At 72.6% G+C, this 16,951-nt stretch carries 10 protein-coding genes; 7 read left to right on the top strand and 3 right to left on the bottom strand.

The window, feature by feature from the left end:
- Nucleotides 1-7: 7 nt before the first annotated feature.
- Nucleotides 8-1,525, top strand: coding sequence for a hypothetical protein (locus tag IPQ09_15040; protein ID MBL0195511.1), 1,518 nt, complete (start codon nucleotides 8-10; stop codon nucleotides 1,523-1,525).
- A 134-nt stretch (nucleotides 1,526-1,659) separates the two neighbouring features.
- On the opposite strand, the gene IPQ09_15045 is transcribed toward IPQ09_15040, so the two are convergent.
- The 3 genes from IPQ09_15045 to IPQ09_15055 form a co-directional block, all read right to left on the bottom strand.
- Nucleotides 1,660-3,051, bottom strand: coding sequence for a zinc-ribbon domain-containing protein (locus tag IPQ09_15045; protein ID MBL0195512.1), 1,392 nt, complete (start codon nucleotides 3,049-3,051; stop codon nucleotides 1,660-1,662).
- 179 nt (nucleotides 3,052-3,230) lie between these two features.
- Nucleotides 3,231-5,747: a DUF4838 domain-containing protein gene (locus tag IPQ09_15050; protein MBL0195513.1), complete on the bottom strand. Its 2,517-nt coding sequence runs from the start codon at nucleotides 5,745-5,747 to the stop codon at nucleotides 3,231-3,233.
- Between the two features lie 19 nt (nucleotides 5,748-5,766).
- Complete coding sequence (locus tag IPQ09_15055) at nucleotides 5,767-6,930, bottom strand: hypothetical protein (GenBank protein MBL0195514.1); 1,164 nt, start codon at nucleotides 6,928-6,930, stop codon at nucleotides 5,767-5,769.
- 174 nt (nucleotides 6,931-7,104) lie between these two features.
- Between IPQ09_15055 and IPQ09_15060 the strand changes: the two genes are divergently transcribed.
- From IPQ09_15060 to IPQ09_15085, 6 genes are all read left to right on the top strand, one after another.
- Nucleotides 7,105-9,402 carry a protein kinase gene (locus IPQ09_15060; GenBank protein MBL0195515.1) on the top strand — a complete coding sequence of 766 codons (2,298 nt, stop codon included), beginning with the start codon at nucleotides 7,105-7,107 and terminating at the stop codon, nucleotides 9,400-9,402.
- Between the two features lie 175 nt (nucleotides 9,403-9,577).
- Nucleotides 9,578-10,630 (top strand): hypothetical protein, encoded by a 1,053-nt coding sequence (locus IPQ09_15065; GenBank protein ID MBL0195516.1) that lies wholly within the window; start codon nucleotides 9,578-9,580, stop codon nucleotides 10,628-10,630.
- The gene (locus tag IPQ09_15070; GenBank protein MBL0195517.1) at nucleotides 10,627-11,832 is read left to right on the top strand and encodes a hypothetical protein; all 1,206 of its coding nucleotides are present in this window, start codon (nucleotides 10,627-10,629) and stop codon (nucleotides 11,830-11,832) included. The genes IPQ09_15065 and IPQ09_15070 overlap by 4 nt, the downstream gene beginning before the upstream one ends.
- Before the next feature lie 50 nt (nucleotides 11,833-11,882).
- Complete coding sequence (locus tag IPQ09_15075; GenBank protein ID MBL0195518.1) at nucleotides 11,883-13,607, top strand: NAD-dependent malic enzyme; 1,725 nt, start codon at nucleotides 11,883-11,885, stop codon at nucleotides 13,605-13,607.
- Nucleotides 13,608-13,817: 210 nt separating this feature from the next.
- Nucleotides 13,818-15,020: a CapA family protein gene (locus tag IPQ09_15080; protein ID MBL0195519.1), complete on the top strand. Its 1,203-nt coding sequence runs from the start codon at nucleotides 13,818-13,820 to the stop codon at nucleotides 15,018-15,020.
- An 81-nt stretch (nucleotides 15,021-15,101) separates the two neighbouring features.
- Nucleotides 15,102-16,079 carry a hypothetical protein gene (locus IPQ09_15085; GenBank protein MBL0195520.1) on the top strand — a complete coding sequence of 326 codons (978 nt, stop codon included), beginning with the start codon at nucleotides 15,102-15,104 and terminating at the stop codon, nucleotides 16,077-16,079.
- Nucleotides 16,080-16,951 lie beyond the last annotated feature (872 nt).

Here is a 16,951-nt window from a genome sequence, read left to right on the forward strand (position 1 = left end):
GACTCAGATGAACCGCTCGCTTCTCTCTTCTGCTCTCGGCGTCGCGGGGCTCACCGCGCTCCTCGTGGCCTGCGGTGGCGCCGACGGCGCGGCGGGCGCGCCCGGCAAGGACGGCGCTCAAGGCGCCGCGGGCGCCGCTGGAAAGCCCGGTGACTCGGCCAAGGTCGAGCCCACGGTGAGCTTCGTGACCCCCAGCAAGGCCGTGCTCGATCGCGAGATCGACGTGGTCGTCAGCGGGAGCGGGACCACGTTCACCGGGGCCGCGAAGGTCGACTTCGGGGCCGGCATCACCGTGTCGAACGTGCGCGTGGTGAGCCCCACCTCGCTCGCGATGAAGGTGAAGATCGCCCCCACCGCCGCGCTGGGTCTGCGTGACGTCATGGTGGACGGCCAGAAGCTCGAGAAGGCCTTCGCGGTGCAGCCCGCGATTTCCGTCCTCCCGGTAGGCAAGGTGGAGCAGGGCGGCGTGGCCCAGGTCGCCATCCAGAACAACGATCTCGCGAACCCGTTCGACAAGGACAACTTCAAGGTCGACGCGCCCGAGCTCGTCGACTTCGGGGTCTCGGCCGAGTCCAACCTGTTCGCTGGCGGAGCCGTGCTCGTGCCGCCGCTCGCCGCGGCCTCGGCCGCGCTCACGGTCGCGAACGTCGACAGCAAGGGGGCTTCGCGCACCACGTTCATCGGCGATCCCAACGACCTGAAGGTCACGCCGCGCGCGCCCGGCGCGATCACGGCGAACGCGGCGGCGGCCCCCCTCGCCCTCGGGGCCGACCTCGCGAGCTTCTTCGGCAAGCTCACCGTGCCCATGGGGTCCGCCTACATCGTGGACTACCGCATGGAGGTGCCCCTCCCCGCCGCCGGCGCCGCCGCGACCACGCCGCTCGCCGCGCTCTTCGGCAAAGGCGGCAAGGCCAAGGACCTCCTCGACACCGCCGCGCCGCCGCAGGGCTTCTTCGGCCCCGAGGACCCGCCGTACGACATCCACCTCGTCTACCCGATGGTGAGCTCCACCGCAGCCGAGGAGCAGTACCTCGTCATGGTGAACACCGCGGGCCGCGCCGGCTCTACGACGTTCAGCACGGGCCTCATCAAGGCGTCGCAGGTCGCGGAGGATGCGGCCGCCCACAACACCGCCGCGACGGCGCAGACGCTCACGGCCCTCGAGCCGATGCCCGTCAACCTGGCGAACGACGTCGGCGGCAAGGTGCTCACGGGCGCGCTGGCCGCGGCCACCGAGGTCGACATCTACAAGCTCACCGTCGTCGCGAACGACACCATCCAGGTCGCGATCGCCGGCGAAGGAGAGTACGACGTCGTCACCTCGCGCAACGGCACGCTCGACCCCGAGGCCGCGGCCACGCTCGGGTACGCGTACTCGTCCACCAAGGGGCGCGGCGGCAACGCCACGTTCTCGGTGAAGAACAACACGACCATCTACATCGCGGTCACTCCCTACCAGGGCCGGTTTGGCAAATACACGATGTCGGTGCGCAAGGTGCCCGCGCTCCCGCCGCCGCCCCCCTGAGCGCCCACGGACTCCCCACGACGCCGCGAGCTGCCCTGCAGTTCGCGGCGTTTTTCGTTGGAGAATCGATACCTCCGAAGAGCCACACCGTCGCGCGCGGCGCGGCCCGGCTCACGCGCTGGCGAGAGCGTCGGTCAGAGGTTGAAGCTCTTGCCGACCTTGACCGGACTCCCCGAGAACGGCGGCACATGGGCGCTGCGGTACTTGCCAGCGATGCAGCCGCCCACGGGCGTGCCGGGGAAGTCGCCTCCGTCGATCACCGCGGTGGTGACCGTGCCCGACGGGCCGAACGTGACGGTGACGTGGCCGGCGCCGGTCGGGCCGTCGGGCTTCTTGCAGCCCGAGATGTTCACCGCGGCGAGCGAGCCCGAGGCCGCCGCGCGGTCGAACGAGCCGCCCTGGTCGGGCGCCGCTGTCGGGGCGGGCGCGGCGGTCGGCACCGCCTTGCGCATCTGCTCTTCGAGCGTGAGGGGCTTCGTGGGGGCGGGCGCGGCGGTCGGCGCCGGGGCCGCGCTCGGCGCCGGGGGCTCCGGCGTTCCGGGGGCCTTGGTGCCCGGCTTGGTGCCCGGGGGCGGCGCCGTGAGCTGGCCGGGCTCCTTCGCCGACGTGGTCGTGGTGGGCGCGGGCGCCGCGTTCGTGGCCGTCGCGTTCGGGAGCGGGTCGTTCTGCGCGAGCGCGCCGGAGAGCGTAGAGGTCGGCGTGGGCGCCGGCGTGGCGACCGGATCGGGGCGGGTCATCACGATCGCGCCGACGATCGCGACGCCGAGGAACGCCGCGCAGCCGATGATCGTGAAGATGATCTTGTTGTTGCCCTTCTCCTCTTTGGCCGTCGCCGTTTGGGAGTCCCGGGCGCTGGTGTCGGCGGCCGGCGCCGCGAGCAGATCCGGCGGCGCGAGGGCAGCGCCGAACGCGCCGCCTCCGCTGAGGTTCATGATGTCCTCGACGCGCGGCGGCACCGAGGCGCGGTCCGACTGGGAGGCCGTCAGCGAGCGAATGTCGATGAGGCCCGAGCCGTCGCCCTTCGCGGTGGTCTTGCTCTCTTCTTCCTGCTTCGCCTTCTCGATGTCCTTCGTGAGGTTGCCGAGCGAGAAGAGCACGCTCGACGGGCTGCGTTCGCCCGTGAGCTTCATGTCGACGTCTTCGCCTTCGGTGCTCTCGGGCTCGCTGCCCGCCTTGTCGACGCCCGCGAAGAGGTCGGCCGCCTTCTCGCTGCCCTCACGACGCGCGGCCACGACGCTCTCCCGCGAGTCGTCCTTCTTAGAGTCGGCGTCCCCTTCGGCCTTCTTCGGCTCCGCCCCGACGTCGGCTGGCTTGCCCTCGCCGCTCGAAGCGGGGGCGATCGACGCCGTCGACGTCGCCTGCCCGTCCTTCGTGGGGTCCGCCGGCTCGGTGGTGGTGGTGCCTTCGGCTCCGTTCACCACGAGCGTCGAGCCGCACTTCTTGCAGCGGATCCGCAGGATGTTTCCCGCGACCTTGTCGTCTCCGACGGTGAACTTGGACTGGCAGGAATCGCAGGAGATCTTCATCGCGGGGGTACTCGACGGTGGAGGCGGAGCCTTCGATGGGGACGCGCTCGACGTCGAAGACGTCCGCGACCCAAGCTCCTTCTAGCCTCCTAGAGTAACGCACCGCGGGCGATCCTCGCCGTCCATTCGAATGTGGTGAAGTGTAGGACTCCGGCCCGGCGCGCGGCCCGTCGAGGGCCTCACCGCGGCCGGTAGAGCACCGGGCGGCGAAAGATGCCGCCAAAGTGGTGCGGGTTGTAGAGGCGCACCGCGATCGTGTTCACGCCCGGCTTGAGCGCCGCGCTCACGTCGACCTCCCACTCGAACCTGAAGTCGGTCGTCCACCACCTGCCGGGGAGGAGGCGGTACCCCACGAGCCCACCGTTCACGTAGAGCCACCCCTCGTTGAAGATGCCGGGGAAGAGCGCGCGGATCGGCCCCTTCGCCTGCTCCGCCGTCAGCGTGAGCTCGGTGCGGTACCACAGGTAGCCCGTGTAGCTCTGCCAGTCGGGGTGGAGCACGCCCTGCGCCTGCGCGTAGAGATCGGTCCGCAGCTGCTCCCACTCGGTCGTGGGGTAGTCCTTTCGGGTCTCGGGGGTCTGCGATGCGGCGTGCGCCGTCCAGTAGGCCAAGTCGATGGGCTCGTACGCGTAGCCGCGCATCACGCCCGTGTCGTGCGGATCGCGGTGGAACGCCCACTCGACCGGGAGCTTCTGCACGAGCGTGCCGCGCGTGCCGTCGAGCCGCGCGAGCACCGCGCGGTACTGTTCGACCTCGCCGGTCCACCAGGCGGCGGTGCTCTCGCCCATCTTGGTGTTCACGAACGTGGGGTTCATCTGCGCGAGCGCCTGCCGTGCGGCGAGCCCTCGGGCGCCGGCCGCGACGCCGGCCACGTAGTCGGCGTCGGTCGCCACGCTCGCGACCATCGACGTGTACCCGTCGAGGACCTCGAAGCCGAGCCGCGTGAAGCGCAGCCGCTCGGCGTATTGGGGGGCGTCGCGACCGGTCTTCTCGGCGCCGCGGAGCGCCGCCTCGGCGGCCTCGAGGTGGCGGCGGAGCCGCGCGATGAGCGGCCGCGGGTAGAGGGCGGGGATCGCGAAGTGGTGGTGCTCGGTGACGATCGATCGCTCCCACGCCCCCAGGATCTCTCCCCAATACTGCGACATCGCCGACGCGGCGGGCCCGTAGAAGCGCGCGTAGAAATCGCGGAGCAGCTCGTCGACGTCCGCCTCGGGGTTCCAGAGGAGCTGCCCGCGAAGGTAGAGGTTGAAGAACGTCGTCGCGATCGCGCTCCGGCTCTCGGTGTCGACGCCGAGCGCGCCCTCGCGCGCCAGGGTCTTCGCGTCGCGCCGGAAGGCCTGGATCGACGGGTTCGGCACGTCGCGCCAGACGATCATGCTCTGGTCGTAGTCGTAGATGGTCACGCGGCCATCCATGACCTTCACCCACCGCCGGAGCATGTCGCGGTACTCCTGCCGCGCGGGGGCGCGCGGGTCGTCCAGCGCGTGCACGGGGTCGATGTCGATGGGCGCCAGGCTGACGAACAGCGGCTTCGCCGCGACGACGTCGCGCTGAGGCGGTATCGTCGCGTTCGAATAGGCAAGAAACCCGATGCGCGATGGGCTCGTCGGGTATTTCCGCAAGAGCTGCTCGCTGACGCGGTTGTAGAAGTCGAGAAAGTTGTCGGTCACCGAGTACGAGAGGGCGTACTTGTCGCGCACGTTCGCGCGGAGCTCGAGGTCGCGCCGCTGGTAGAGGTCGTAGGTGCCGTCGTCCATCCCGAGCGAGAAATCCTGGCCCTTCGCGAACAGCGGCGCGACCTGCGCCGCGACGTAGTTCGCCGGGAATTCACCCGCGATAGGGCCATTCAGCGCCGTCCTCTCCGGGGGCACGACGTCCTTCAAGTACTTCTCGAGGGTGTGCCCGCCGGAGACCCGTCGCTCTCCGAAGAAGTTGCGCCTCGAGAAGTCGTCGGCGCCTGCGGTGCTGCCGTTCCACGCGATCCAGAAGCGACGCACCTCGAAGGGCGAGCCGTAGGCGTAGTCGAGCGCGCCGACCTTGAGCGTGCGCTGCTCGGGGATCGACTCGCCGAACGCCGTGGGCATGAACCAGCGGCAGCCCCACTCGCGCAGGAGGTAGGCCACGGCGTACGCGTGCGACGGGTCGTTGTTCCCGGCGACGTAGAGCCGCTGGCCCACGCGGCGGAGCGCGATGGCGTCCGCCCCCAGCCGTGGGCTCTTCTTCGCGGCCGCCGTGAGCCTCGCGCCCAACGCGGGCAGCGCGCGCAGCGCCTCCTCGCCCACGACCACGAGGGGGTCGTTGCCGGCGAGCGCCGCCGAGACGGAGGGGGTCGTGTCGGCGAGCTTCAGCCGCGCGCCGCTCATGCGCTCGATCATGACGACGAGCTCGGTCGCCGCGGCCTTCTCGCGCGGGCCGGCCTGGGGCGACACGACGACGACGGTGGACGTGACCCCGTCGGCCACCAGCACGAGGTCGTTCGCGCCCGGGGCGCCCACCGTGTCGGTCGCGCGCACGTTCAGCGGAGGGCTCGCGTCCGCCGACGCCGCGCCGGCCTCGCGGGCGTTCGGGGACGCGTCCGGGAGGCTCGCGAGCCCGGGCGACATCGGCGAGGGCTGGGCGCAGGCCGCGAGGGCGAGCGCGGTCATGGCGCCCGCCAGCCCAGCGAGGGAGACAGCCCGATAGACAGCTCGCTTCATGCCCCCCCTCCTCGCGCGCTCACTGGCTCGCGCGAGACGCGAGGCTGAGCGAGTGCGACTCTCGAAGGTACCTCGTGTGAGGGTTCTCTCGCCGCCAAATGACGGTGTCCATGAAATAGTGGTGGATGTTGACCAGCGCGTAGAGCGCCGCGAAATAGGGCGTGTCCCCGAGCGCCTCGCGGGTCGCCTTGCCCGCGAAGATTGCGTCGAGGGCCGAGGGGGCGCCGTGGAACAGCACCCACCCCAGCGCGAGCGCCGACAACGCGACCAGGCCCACCCTCGCCCCCGCGGACATCTCGAACCACGGGGCGCCCTCGCGCTCGCGCGCCTCGCTCCGCTTCAGGAGATGGACCACGAACAGGTATTGGAGCGAGTGCAGCGCGGGGTTCATGTACCGCACGAGCGGGTCCACGCTCGAGTAGATCGACCAGGCCCACACGCTCGCGAGGAGCGCGACCAGCGGCGTCACGAGGGGCAGTCGCCGCTCGCGCCGCCACTTGGCCCCGAGCGTCCACACGAGCGGCACGATCGACGCGAGGAACGCCGCGTGCGTCGCGTGCTCCAGCCCAAGCCCGTGAGGTGTGGTCGTGTAAACTACACCCTTTTCGATCACCTCCGTGCCCGGATCGGCGGGGCTCGCCCACGCGTACGCCCAGCCGCAGAAGCAGTGCGCGAGGATGGCCCAGCGCTCCCGGGGGAGGAACGTCACGCCCCGGCGCGCCGCTAGCACCATCATCACCCCGAACCCTTGCTTCACGTAGTGCCAGCCCACGAGGAAGAACATGGCCTGGAACAGCCACCCGAAGAGCGGCGCGGAGCGGAGGGCGATCGCCGCGAGCCCCCAGGCCCCGATGACCGCCGGCACGACGAAGCCCGCGAACACGTAGCGAGCGCGCTGCGCCGGCCCGAACGCGTCGCCGAGCGCGCGCGCCCGCGCGTCCTTGTAGAAGAGCAGGTACGTGACGGCGAAGTGGGGGTCGTTCAGCGCGTGCGCGGCGTAGAACATGGTGAAGCCCACCGCGTATTCGGCGTCGTCGAGCCCGAGCGCCCGGCGGAGGAGGGTGGAGAGCGGAAAGAGCAGCGGCGTGAGACCACCGACGGCGAGAAACTCGAGCACGCGCGCGCCTGCCCCGCGTAAGGGTGTCGTAGGTCTCGCGCCGTAGCCCACCGCGCCGGCCAGCACACGCGCAGCGGGCGCCGGGCGCGAAGGCTGCGACTCCGACGCGGCCTCGAGCCCTTCGGCTCCGCTCACAGCCACTGGCGCCTCCACGACGCGCGACTCTACCACGGCGCCTGCGGCGGGCGCGCGGCGGCCTGTGCGGTACGGCGCCACGATTTCCGCTAGCCTTCGCTCGGGATGGACTTCGCTCACCTCACGCTGGGCTATCGGCTCGCAGGGCGCTACTGCGTCGAGCGGGTGATCAAGGCCGGCGGGATGGGCGCGGTGTACGAGGCGACGCACCTCGGCACCCACCGCCGCGTTGCGCTGAAGCTCATGCACCCGAACATCGTCCAGCAGCCCGAGGCCCGCGAGCGCTTCGCGCAGGAGGCGCGGGTCGCCGCCCGGGTGAAGAGCCGCCACGTGGTCGACGTCCTCGACGCGGGCGTGGCCGACGACGTGGGCGCCGCGCCCTTCTTGGTCATGGAGTTGCTCGAGGGCGACGAGCTCGGCGACCTCCTCCGCAGGCGAGGGCGGCTCTCCGCCGCCGACGTGCTCGTGTGCCTCCAGCAGCTCGCGGACGGCCTCGAAGCGGCGCACGAGGCCGGCGTGGTGCACCGCGACATCAAGCCGGAGAACCTCTTCTTGGTGCGTCGGCCCGACGACGAGCCGGGCGCGCCGCCGCTGCTCAAGATCCTCGACTTCGGCATCGCGAAGCTGTCCCAGGGGGTCTTTCACGAGTCCACGGCCTCCACCGGGACGCCGCTCTACATGGCGCCAGAGCAGCTCGGCCGCGCCGTAATCACCCCCGCGGCCGACATCTGGGCGTTCGGCCTCGTCGCGTTCGCGCTCCTCGTGGGCAAGCCGTTCTGGCGGGTAGACACCGTGGCCGAGCTTTATGGAACCCTCCTCGGCGGCGAGTACCCGTCGGCCGTCGCGCGGGCGGCCGAGCACGGCGTCGTGCTCCCGGCGGGGTTCGACACGTTCTTCCGAGGGTGTGTCGCCAAGTCCGCCTCCGATCGTTTCGGGCGCGTCGAAGAGGCGATGAACGCGCTCCGCGCCGCGCTCGGCGGCGCAGCGTCCCTCGAGGCCTTCACGAGCGGTCGCACGGAGGTCCAGGCGCCACGCGCGCTCTTCGCGGGCAAGTACGACCTCGTGCGGCGGCTCGGCGCGGGCGGCATGGGCGAGGTGCACCTCGCGGTCCACGTGGGCCTCGGCCATCAGGTGGCCATCAAGCTCCTCCATCGCGGCGCGCTCGAGAACCCCGCCGCGGTCGAGCGCTTCCAGCGAGAGGGGCGCGCCGCCGTGGCGCTGAAGAGCCCGCACGTCGCGCGCGTGCTCGACCTGGGCGTCACCGACTCTGGAGAGCCCTTCATGGTCATGGAGTACGTGGAGGGGAAGGACCTCGCCGCGCACCTCGCCGCGCACGGTCCCCTCTCCGTGGGGGAGGCCGCGACCTACGTGCTCCAGGCCTGCGAGGGGCTCGCGGAGGCCCACGCGAAAGGGATCGTGCACCGCGATCTCAAGCCGGCGAACCTCTACCTCGCGACCGCGATCGATGGGCAACCTCTCGTCAAGATTCTCGATTTCGGAATATCGAAGCTCTCGGCCGAGGCGCAGCAGGGGGCCAACGTCCAGCTCACCCAGACCCGCACGTCGATGGGCTCGCCGAGCTACATGTCCCCCGAGCAGCTCCGCTCGGCGCGCTCGGTCGACGGTCGCGCCGACCTCTGGTCGCTCGGCGTCGTGCTCCACGAGCTCGTGACCGGCGCGCTGCCGTTCGACGCCGAGACCCTCACCGAGCTCACCGCGCGCGTGATCGCGGACGAGCCCGCGCCGCCCTCCCGGATCGCGAGCGGTGTCTCGCCGGAGTTCGACCGGATCGTGGCGCGGTGCCTCGCGAAGGATCGTGAGCGGCGCTACCCCGACGTGGCGACGCTCGCGCGCGATCTCGAGCCGCTCGCCGCGCGCCTCCCGCAGGCGGCCCAGGGCGTGGCCGCCCGCATCGAGCGCTCGACCAGCCGGCTGCGGGGCACCGGCGGCACCGACGTCGCGTGGGGCACCACGGACGTGTCGTCGCCCGCCTCCCCACCGGGGACCTCGCGGTGGGCGCTCGCGCTCGTGCTCGCGCTCGCGCTCGCGCTGAGCCTCGCCGTCGCTGTCCCGATCCGAGCGGCGGTGGTGAAGGCTCGCGCGGCGTCCGGGTCGCCGCACCCGGCGCCGTCCGCCGCGGGCCCCACGCCCAGCGCGGTCGCGCTCCCCGACGATCGCACCCACCTCCCGGTCCTCGCCGAGGCGGGCGCGCCACCGGCCGTCGTCAGCGCCCCGCCCGTCCCCACCGCCTCCGCCGCGCCGACGGCCCTCCCGACCTCGCGTGGCCCGCAAGCGGCGCCCCTTCCGAAGCCGCCGAAGCCGCCCCCCGCTGCGCCTGCGCCGTCCGCTGCCGCCGTCCGGCCCAAGGTGGACCCGAACGCGATGCCCGACGAGCGACGCTAGATCAGCGGCGCGATCGTCGATCAAGCCCGCCGATCCAGCCTGGTGTGTCCTCGGAGGACCCTGGCGTTGGCCCAGACGGCCCTGCACCTCCGCGGTTCGCGCAGCGGTGGCCACGGGACACCCTTCGAGTCTTCGACGTGCGCGTCCCGGCCCACTTGGCCTACTCTGAGGCGCGATGAAGACCATGCCCCCAACCCGGCTGCGCGAGCGCGCTGCCGCGATCGTCTTCGCCCTCGGCGTGGGCCTGGGCGTCTCTCCCTGCTGGCTCGTGGGGCTCGAGGGCGTGGCGGTGGCCGCGGGCGCCGACGCGGCCACGGCGCAGGTGCTCTTCGAAGACGGCAAGCGCCTCGCCGCCGCCTCCAAGTTCGTCGAGGCGTGCCCGAAGTTCGCGGAGAGCCAGCGCCTCGATCCCGCGGCAGGGACGCTCCTACATCTCGGAAATTGTTATGAAAAAACAGGCAGAACCGCCAGCGCCTGGGCCACATTTCTGGAGGCGGCGTCGGCCGCGAAGCAGCAGAGCCGTGGCGACTGGGCCGAGCTCGCCACCGCCCGCGCGGAGGCCCTGCGGCCGAAGCTCGCGCACCTCGCGATCTTCATCGCCGATCGCCCGCCCGGGCTCGTCGTGAAGCGCGACGGCACCGTGCTCACCGCCGCGTCGCTGGGCGCACCTTTCCCCGTCGATCCGGGCGCGCACGCCGTCGAGCTCTCCGCCCCCGGCCGCAAGTCGCGCTCGATCTCCCGCGTCGTCGGTGACGGCGAGCAGGCCGCGCTGCACGCCCCCTCGCTCGAGCTCGACTCGCCGACGTCGCCCGTCGCCGCGTCCGCCCCGGGGGCTGCACCGGTCGCGGCGTCGCCGGTCCCCCCTGAGGCGCCCTCGGGCGGCAACGCCACGCTTGGGTACGTGGTCGGGGGCCTCGGCGTCGCGGGCCTCGGCGTCGGTGCGCTCACGGGGGCGCTCGCGATCGGCAAGAACAACGAGTCGAAGGAGCTCTGTCCGAGCGCCGGCCGCTGCGCGAGCCAGGCCGGGATCGCGGCGAACGACAGCGCCAAGACGCTCGGCACGGTCTCGACGATCGCGTTCGTCGCGGGTGGCGTCGCGGTCGCGGCCGGCGCGGTGCTGGTGCTCACCTCGGGCCCGCGAGCGCGCGCGGCCGGCACGGCGAGCGTCTCGGTGGGGCCGGCGGTCGGACCCGAAGGCGCCGGGCTGCTCGTGGGAGGTGCGTTTTGAGTCTGCTTCCTCCCTCCTTCTCCGCGCGCATCACGGCGCTCGCGGTCGCCGGGCTCGCGCTGGGCGCGTGCAACGCGATCATCGGCACGCGCGACCTCACGTTCGCCGAGGCGCGCGACGCCACGCCCGACGCCCGCGGCGAGCCGCCCGACGCCGAGGCGCCCGACACCGCTGCGCCGGACGTCGAAGCGCCCGACGCGACCGGCGACGCGTCGACCGACGGGCCGTGCAGCGCCGACCTGGCGACCGACCCGAAGCACTGCGGGCGTTGCGGCCACGATTGCCTCGGCGGCGCGTGCGCGGCCGGCGTATGCCAATCGTTCGCGCTGTTCCCAAACCAGACCAAGCCGCTCGGAATCACGCTGCTGAACGGCATGCTCTACTGGACCAACTCGGGCACGCACGAGGTGCGCCGCGGGCGGACCGACGGCACCGACGAGGCGCTGTTCGCCAAGGCGAGCTTCCGGCAGCCTTGGGGCATCACGAACGACGGCGTCAACGTGTACTTCGCGGCCGCACGCGACCCCGGCGGCGTGTTCAAGTGCCCCGCGGCGGACTGCCAGGCGGGCCTCCAGCAGCTCACCTCCAACGTGTCGTACGACGTGGCCGTGAGGGACGGTGTGGCCTTCTTCACCGCCTACCAGGCCGGCACGCTCTCGCGCGTGAGCGTCGCGGGCGCGTCGGAGATGCAGCTCGCGTCGATCAACACCCCGTTCCACTTGGCGGTCGACGCGACGCACGCCTACGTCACGAGCAACGAGTTCCACATCGTCCGGGTGCCCCTGGTCGGGGGCGCTCCCTTCGACTTCGGTCCCAACCCCGGCGACCTCGCGGGCGGCATCTTCGTGGACGACACGCGCGTGTATTGGAACTACTCGCGGCCCGCCGCGGCGGGCGTAGTGTACTCGCAGGCCAAGGCGGGTGGCGCGCCCACCCAGTATGGCAACTCGGCGCGAAGCCCGCTGGCGAACGTCGCCGACAAGGAGCGCGTGTATTGGGTCACGCTCGGTGAGAGCGGCGTCGAGGCCGACCGCGTCGACGGCAAGCTCCTTACGTGCCCCATCGCGGGCTGCACCACGCCCACCGTGCTCGCGAGCGATCTCCGGAACGGCTCCGCGATCGCGCAAGATGAGCGCGCGCTCTACGTCGCGGAGATTGGCGCGAGCGGACCGGGCTCCATCCGCAAGATCGCGAAGCCTTGAGCGCCAGCGTTCCGTGCATACATCGCCCGACATCCTGCTAGGGTGGCCGGATGACGCGCATTTCCAGCACCTTCGACGTCGTGGAGACCCCCGCAGGGCGTGAGCTCCGCATCGCGGTGACCGGGCTCGACGTGCTGCGCAGCCCCGCCATCAACCGCGGCACCGCGTTCACGCGGGCGGAGCGCGAGCTGCTCGATCTCGACGGGCTCCTCCCGCCCCACGAGAGCACCCTCGACGAGCAGCTCGGCCGCATGATCGCCGAGTATGCGGAGCTGACGACGCCGCTCGCGAAGAACCAGTTTCTACGCGCCCTCCAGGACCGCAACGAGACGCTCTTCTATGCGCTGCTGTCGCGGCACGTGGAGGAGATGATGCCCATCGTCTACACGCCCACCGTCGGGGAGGCGATCCAGGCCTACTCGCGCCTCTTCAAGACGCCGCGCGGCCTCACGTTCTCGCCGCGCAACATCGCCCGCGTCGACGGCATCCTCGCGAGCCACCCCCGCGAGGACGTGCGCATGATCGTCGCCACGGACTCGTCGGCGATCTTGGGGATTGGCGACCAAGGCTATGGTGGCATCGGCATCGCGATAGGCAAGCTCGCGCTCTACGCGCTCGGGGGACTTGCGCCGTACCACGCGCTCCCGACGAGCCTCGACGTGGGCACGAACCGCGTGTCGCTGCGCGAGGACCCCCTCTACCTCGGGCTCCGCGAGCCCCGCATCGTCGGCGACGACTACTTCGCGCTCACCGACGCCTTCGTCGCCGGCGTGAAGAAGCGGTATCCGCGCGCCGTCCTGCAGTGGGAGGACCTCTCGAAGGACACGGCGTTCGACGTGCTCGAGCGCTACCGCGACGTGCTGCCCAGCTTCAACGACGACATTCAGGGCACGGGCGCGGTCGCGCTCGCCGGTCTGCTCACGGCCGCGCGCCTCCGCGGCACGCGCATCGAAGACGACGTCTACGTGATCCACGGCGCCGGAGCCGGCGGCGCGGGCGTGGCGAGCGCCATCGTCGAGGGCCTGGTGGACGCGGGTCTCGCGCCCGAGGCCGCGTCGGCGCGCGTGTTCGTGCTCGACTCCAAGGGCCTGCTCACCCGCGACCGCACCCTGGAGCCCTACAAGCGAGCCCTCGCGCAGCCCGATGTCGTGTATTCTGCATGGAACATCGCGGGCGAGGTGCCCACGCTCCTCGAGACGATCCGCGGGGCGCGGGCGACCGTGCTCGTCGGCCTCTCGGGGCAGCCGGGCGCCTTTGACGAGGCCGCCGTGCGGGCGGTCGGAGAGAACGCGGCCCGCCCGGTGGTCTTCCCGCTCTCGAACCCCACGACGAGCTGCGAGGCGCTGCCGGAGGACGTGTACCGGTGGCTGGGCGCGCGGGCGGTGGTGTGCACGGGGTCGCCGTTCGCGCCGGTCACCCTGCCCGACGGGGAGGTCCGGCCGGTGGGCCAGGGCAACAACGCCTTCATCTTCCCGGGTCTTGGCATGGGCGCCACGCTCACTTGCGCGCGGAAGATCACGGGCGGCATGGTGCTCGCGGCGGCGCACGCGCTCGACGCCTACACCACGAGGTTTCACCTCGCCGACGGGCGCATCTATCCCCCCGTCTCGGAGCTCCACGCGGTGTCGTTGTTCGTCGCCGCGAGGGTCGCGAAGCAGGCGCTCGAGGAGGGAGTCGCGGCTCGGGACGACCTCCCGCGAGATCTCGACAGGCTCCACGCCCTGGCGACCGCGGCCGCCTACCGGCCCGAGTACCTGCCCATCGCGCGCGGCTAGAGCGCCGAACCGCTTGATGACCGAGGATTTTCGCCGAGTTGCGAGCCGTGCGAGGCGCGACGACGAGTCCTACTGCTGCTAGGCGAGGAGGAGCAACGAAGTACGGCGACGTAAATCGGCGAAAAGCCGACCGAATCAAGCGGTTCGGCGCTCTAGCTGGAGCGCCACCCGCCCGCGTGCGCCAGGGCGGGAGTGCGCTATACCTCGGCCATGATGCCCGCCAAGAGCCTCCGCCCCACCCCGCTCGCCTCGATCGCGGCGCTCGTCACGCTGGTCTCGATCGCCGCCTTGCCCGAGGTCGGCTGCGCGGTGAACCTCACCGCCGACGGCGCCGACGACCCGGGCGGCGGCGAGTCGGGCGACGCGGAGGACGCGGTCGGCGTGCCCATCACCGAGCCCGACGAGACCGACACGGCGTCCACGCTCGCCGCGGCGCCGCTCGACGTGCGCGCGGTCGAGGGGCTCTTCGACGTACGCGGCGTGGGCGACAGCGCGTGGTCGCGCACGCACCAGAAGGAGCCCATCGCGGCCGAGTTCGGCAAGGCGCTCGATCGCTTCGACGCCACCGGCAAGGCGTACCGAGGCCATGTAGGCTACATCAACTGGGAGACCGTGGTCGGCGAGCGCTGCGAGACCTTCGACAGCGTGTACACCCCGGGCAAGTCGTACGCGTTCGTGTCGCGCGCGGACAACCTGAAGCAGGCCATGGACCGCGGGTTCAACCTCGTGGGGCTCTCGAACAACCACTCGCGCGACTGCACGTCGCCCGACGGCGAGGCCATGACCGCCCAAGCCACGGCGGCGCTCGCCGACGCGAAGCACGCGTTCCACGGCGTGGGCGACGCGGGGCGCAAGAACGACGTGAAGGTGACGACGTTCGTAGCCCAGGGAAAATCGATCCGCGTCGCGTTCGGCAGCCTCTACCTGGGGAGCCGACGCGCGTGCACCGGGTCGGTGTGCGCGAACGACAAGCGCGCGCTGTTCGAGAACCTCCGCGGCGCCGCTGCCGATCTGCGCGTCGTCGCCATCCACAGCATGAACGGGACCACCCAAGACGAGCTCGTGCACGCGGGCATCGAGTTCGTCAAGTCGTACGACGGCGACGTCGTGTTCGGCAGCGGCCCCCACGTGTGGAAGCCCGTGCGCGTCGTGCGCAAGCAGAGCGGCAAGACCGGCGTTATCTTCGAGAGCCTCGGCAACTTCCTCCACCCGAACCTCGCGGCCCAGCAGAAGAACTACATCGGGCGCGCGCTGTTCGACCCGAACGCGCTGGTCCTTCGGCAGGTGCAGGTCATTCCCGTGTACAATACAGGTTCCGACGTGAAGTTCTCCACGGCCGATCTGCGCACCTTGCCGTCGAACCTGAAGCTCAAGACCTCCGAGCGCGGCGGTTTCGCGAACGTCAAGCCGTAGCGGTCTTACTGCCTCGGCGAAGGCCACAATAGTTGGCCCTCACGGCCCGGATCGTCTATCGACAGGGGGAAGGAGGCCGACATGGAGAAGACACCCTCGCGACGCGCGTTCCTCGGCCTCGCCGGCGGCGCGGCCGCTCTCCTCGCGGCGCCTGGCCGCGCCGAGGCCTCGATTGGCCTCGACCGCGTGAGCTCGAGCGCGCTCGGCACCACGCTCGCGCTCACCCTCCCGAGCGCGCCGTTCCCGAGCGGCGGCTCCGGCTACACCGACTCCACGGTGTGGGTGTTCGTGCCGCGCCACTTCCGCCCCTCCGGCCACGAGATCCCCATGCTCGTGCACTTCCACGGGCACAGCACCACGGCCGAGCACGCGATGGCCGCGCACAAGCTCCGCGAGCAGCTCGCGGCGAGCCGGCAGGACGCCATCCTCGTCGTTCCGCAGGGCCCGGTGAACGCCTCCGACTCGTCGTGCGGCAAGCTGGAGTCGCCCGGCACGTTCGCGAGGCTCACGTCCGAGGTGCTGGTCGGCCTCGGCACGCGCGACGCCACGCGCGCGCTCCGCACGAGCGCGTTCCAGCGGTCCCGCGTGGGCCGCGTGTGCCTCTCCGCGCACTCGGGCGGCTACCACGCGGCCGCGCAGTGCGTCCGCCACGGCGGAGTGGGCATCAACGAGGTCTATCTCTTCGACGCGCTGTACGCCGACGCCGACGTGTTCCGCGACTGGGTGCTCCGCGGCAAGGGCAAGCCGCCGCGAAGCCGCCACAAGCTCGTGTCGTACACCGCCGGCGGCAACACCGAGAAGGTGAGCGAGTGGCTCTTCGGGGAGCTCGAGCGCGGCGGCGTCCGCGTCGAGCGCGAGAAGGTCGAGGGCAGCATCTCGCGCCAGGCCCTCACGCGGGCCGAGGCGGTGCTCGTGAAGACCGCCAACGCGCACGGCGCCGTCGCCTTCGAGACCAGCGCGCTCCGCGACTGCCTGTACGCGTCGTCGCTACCTCGTCACCTCGACTCCAACTGGTTCTCTGCCAAGCGCGGCGCCCGCCCCATCGAGCGCGTCCGCTAGTCTCCTGGAAGAGTGATCCCTTCCAGAAGTCGCGCGGCTCGGCCTTTCGCCACAAGGGAGCGAGGGGGTGTCCCGTTTTCGGCGGCGGTGGGAGGATACTCATGTTCGAGGGTCGGCGTTCTCGCGCGGTCACACCCGAAACCACTGTCCCCTGAGCGCAAAGCGCCGCCTCCACCGCGCGGAACGACGTCCGAGTTGAGGACGGGCCCGCCGCCGCCGAAAACGGTCGGGCAGAAGCCGGGCGGGGGGGGGGGGGGGGGGGGGGGGGCGCGGGGGGGGGGGGGGGGGGGGGGGGGGGGGGGGGGGGGGGGGGGGGGGGCCGCCCGCGGGCGGGGCCCGGGGGGGGGGGGGGGCCCCCGGGGGGGGGGGGGGGGGGGGGGGGGGGGCGGGGGGGCCTGGGCCCGGGGGGCCCCGGGCGGGGGCTGCGGGCTGGGGGTGGGCGCCCCGGGGGCGGGCCCGGCCGGGGGGGGGGGGCCGCGCGGGGCCGGCCCCCGGGGGGCCGGCCGGGGGGGGGGGGGGGGGGCGCCGGGGCGGGGGGGGGGGGGGGGGGCGGGGGGGCGGCCGGCGGGCGCGGGGGCGCGCCGCGGGCGCCGGGCGCCGCCCGGGGGCCCCCGCGGCCCGCGGCCGGCGCCGCGGCGGGGGCGGGGGGGGGGGGGGGGCGCCGGGGGGGGGGGGGGGCGGCCGGCCGGGGGGGCGGCCCGGCGCGGGGGCGGCGCGGGGGGGGGCCGGGGCGCGGGGGGGCCCCGCGGGGGGCGCGCGGCCCGGGGCCGGGGCGGGGGGGGGCGCGCGCGGGCGGCGCGCCGGGCGGCGGGCCCGGGGGGCGCCCCGCGGGGGGGGGGGGGGGGGGGCCCGGGGGGCGCGCGGGGCGCGGG

The sequence above is a fragment of the Myxococcales bacterium genome, from assembly GCA_016720545.1.
Taxonomy (GTDB): domain Bacteria; phylum Myxococcota_A; class Polyangia; order Polyangiales; family Polyangiaceae; genus JAAFHV01.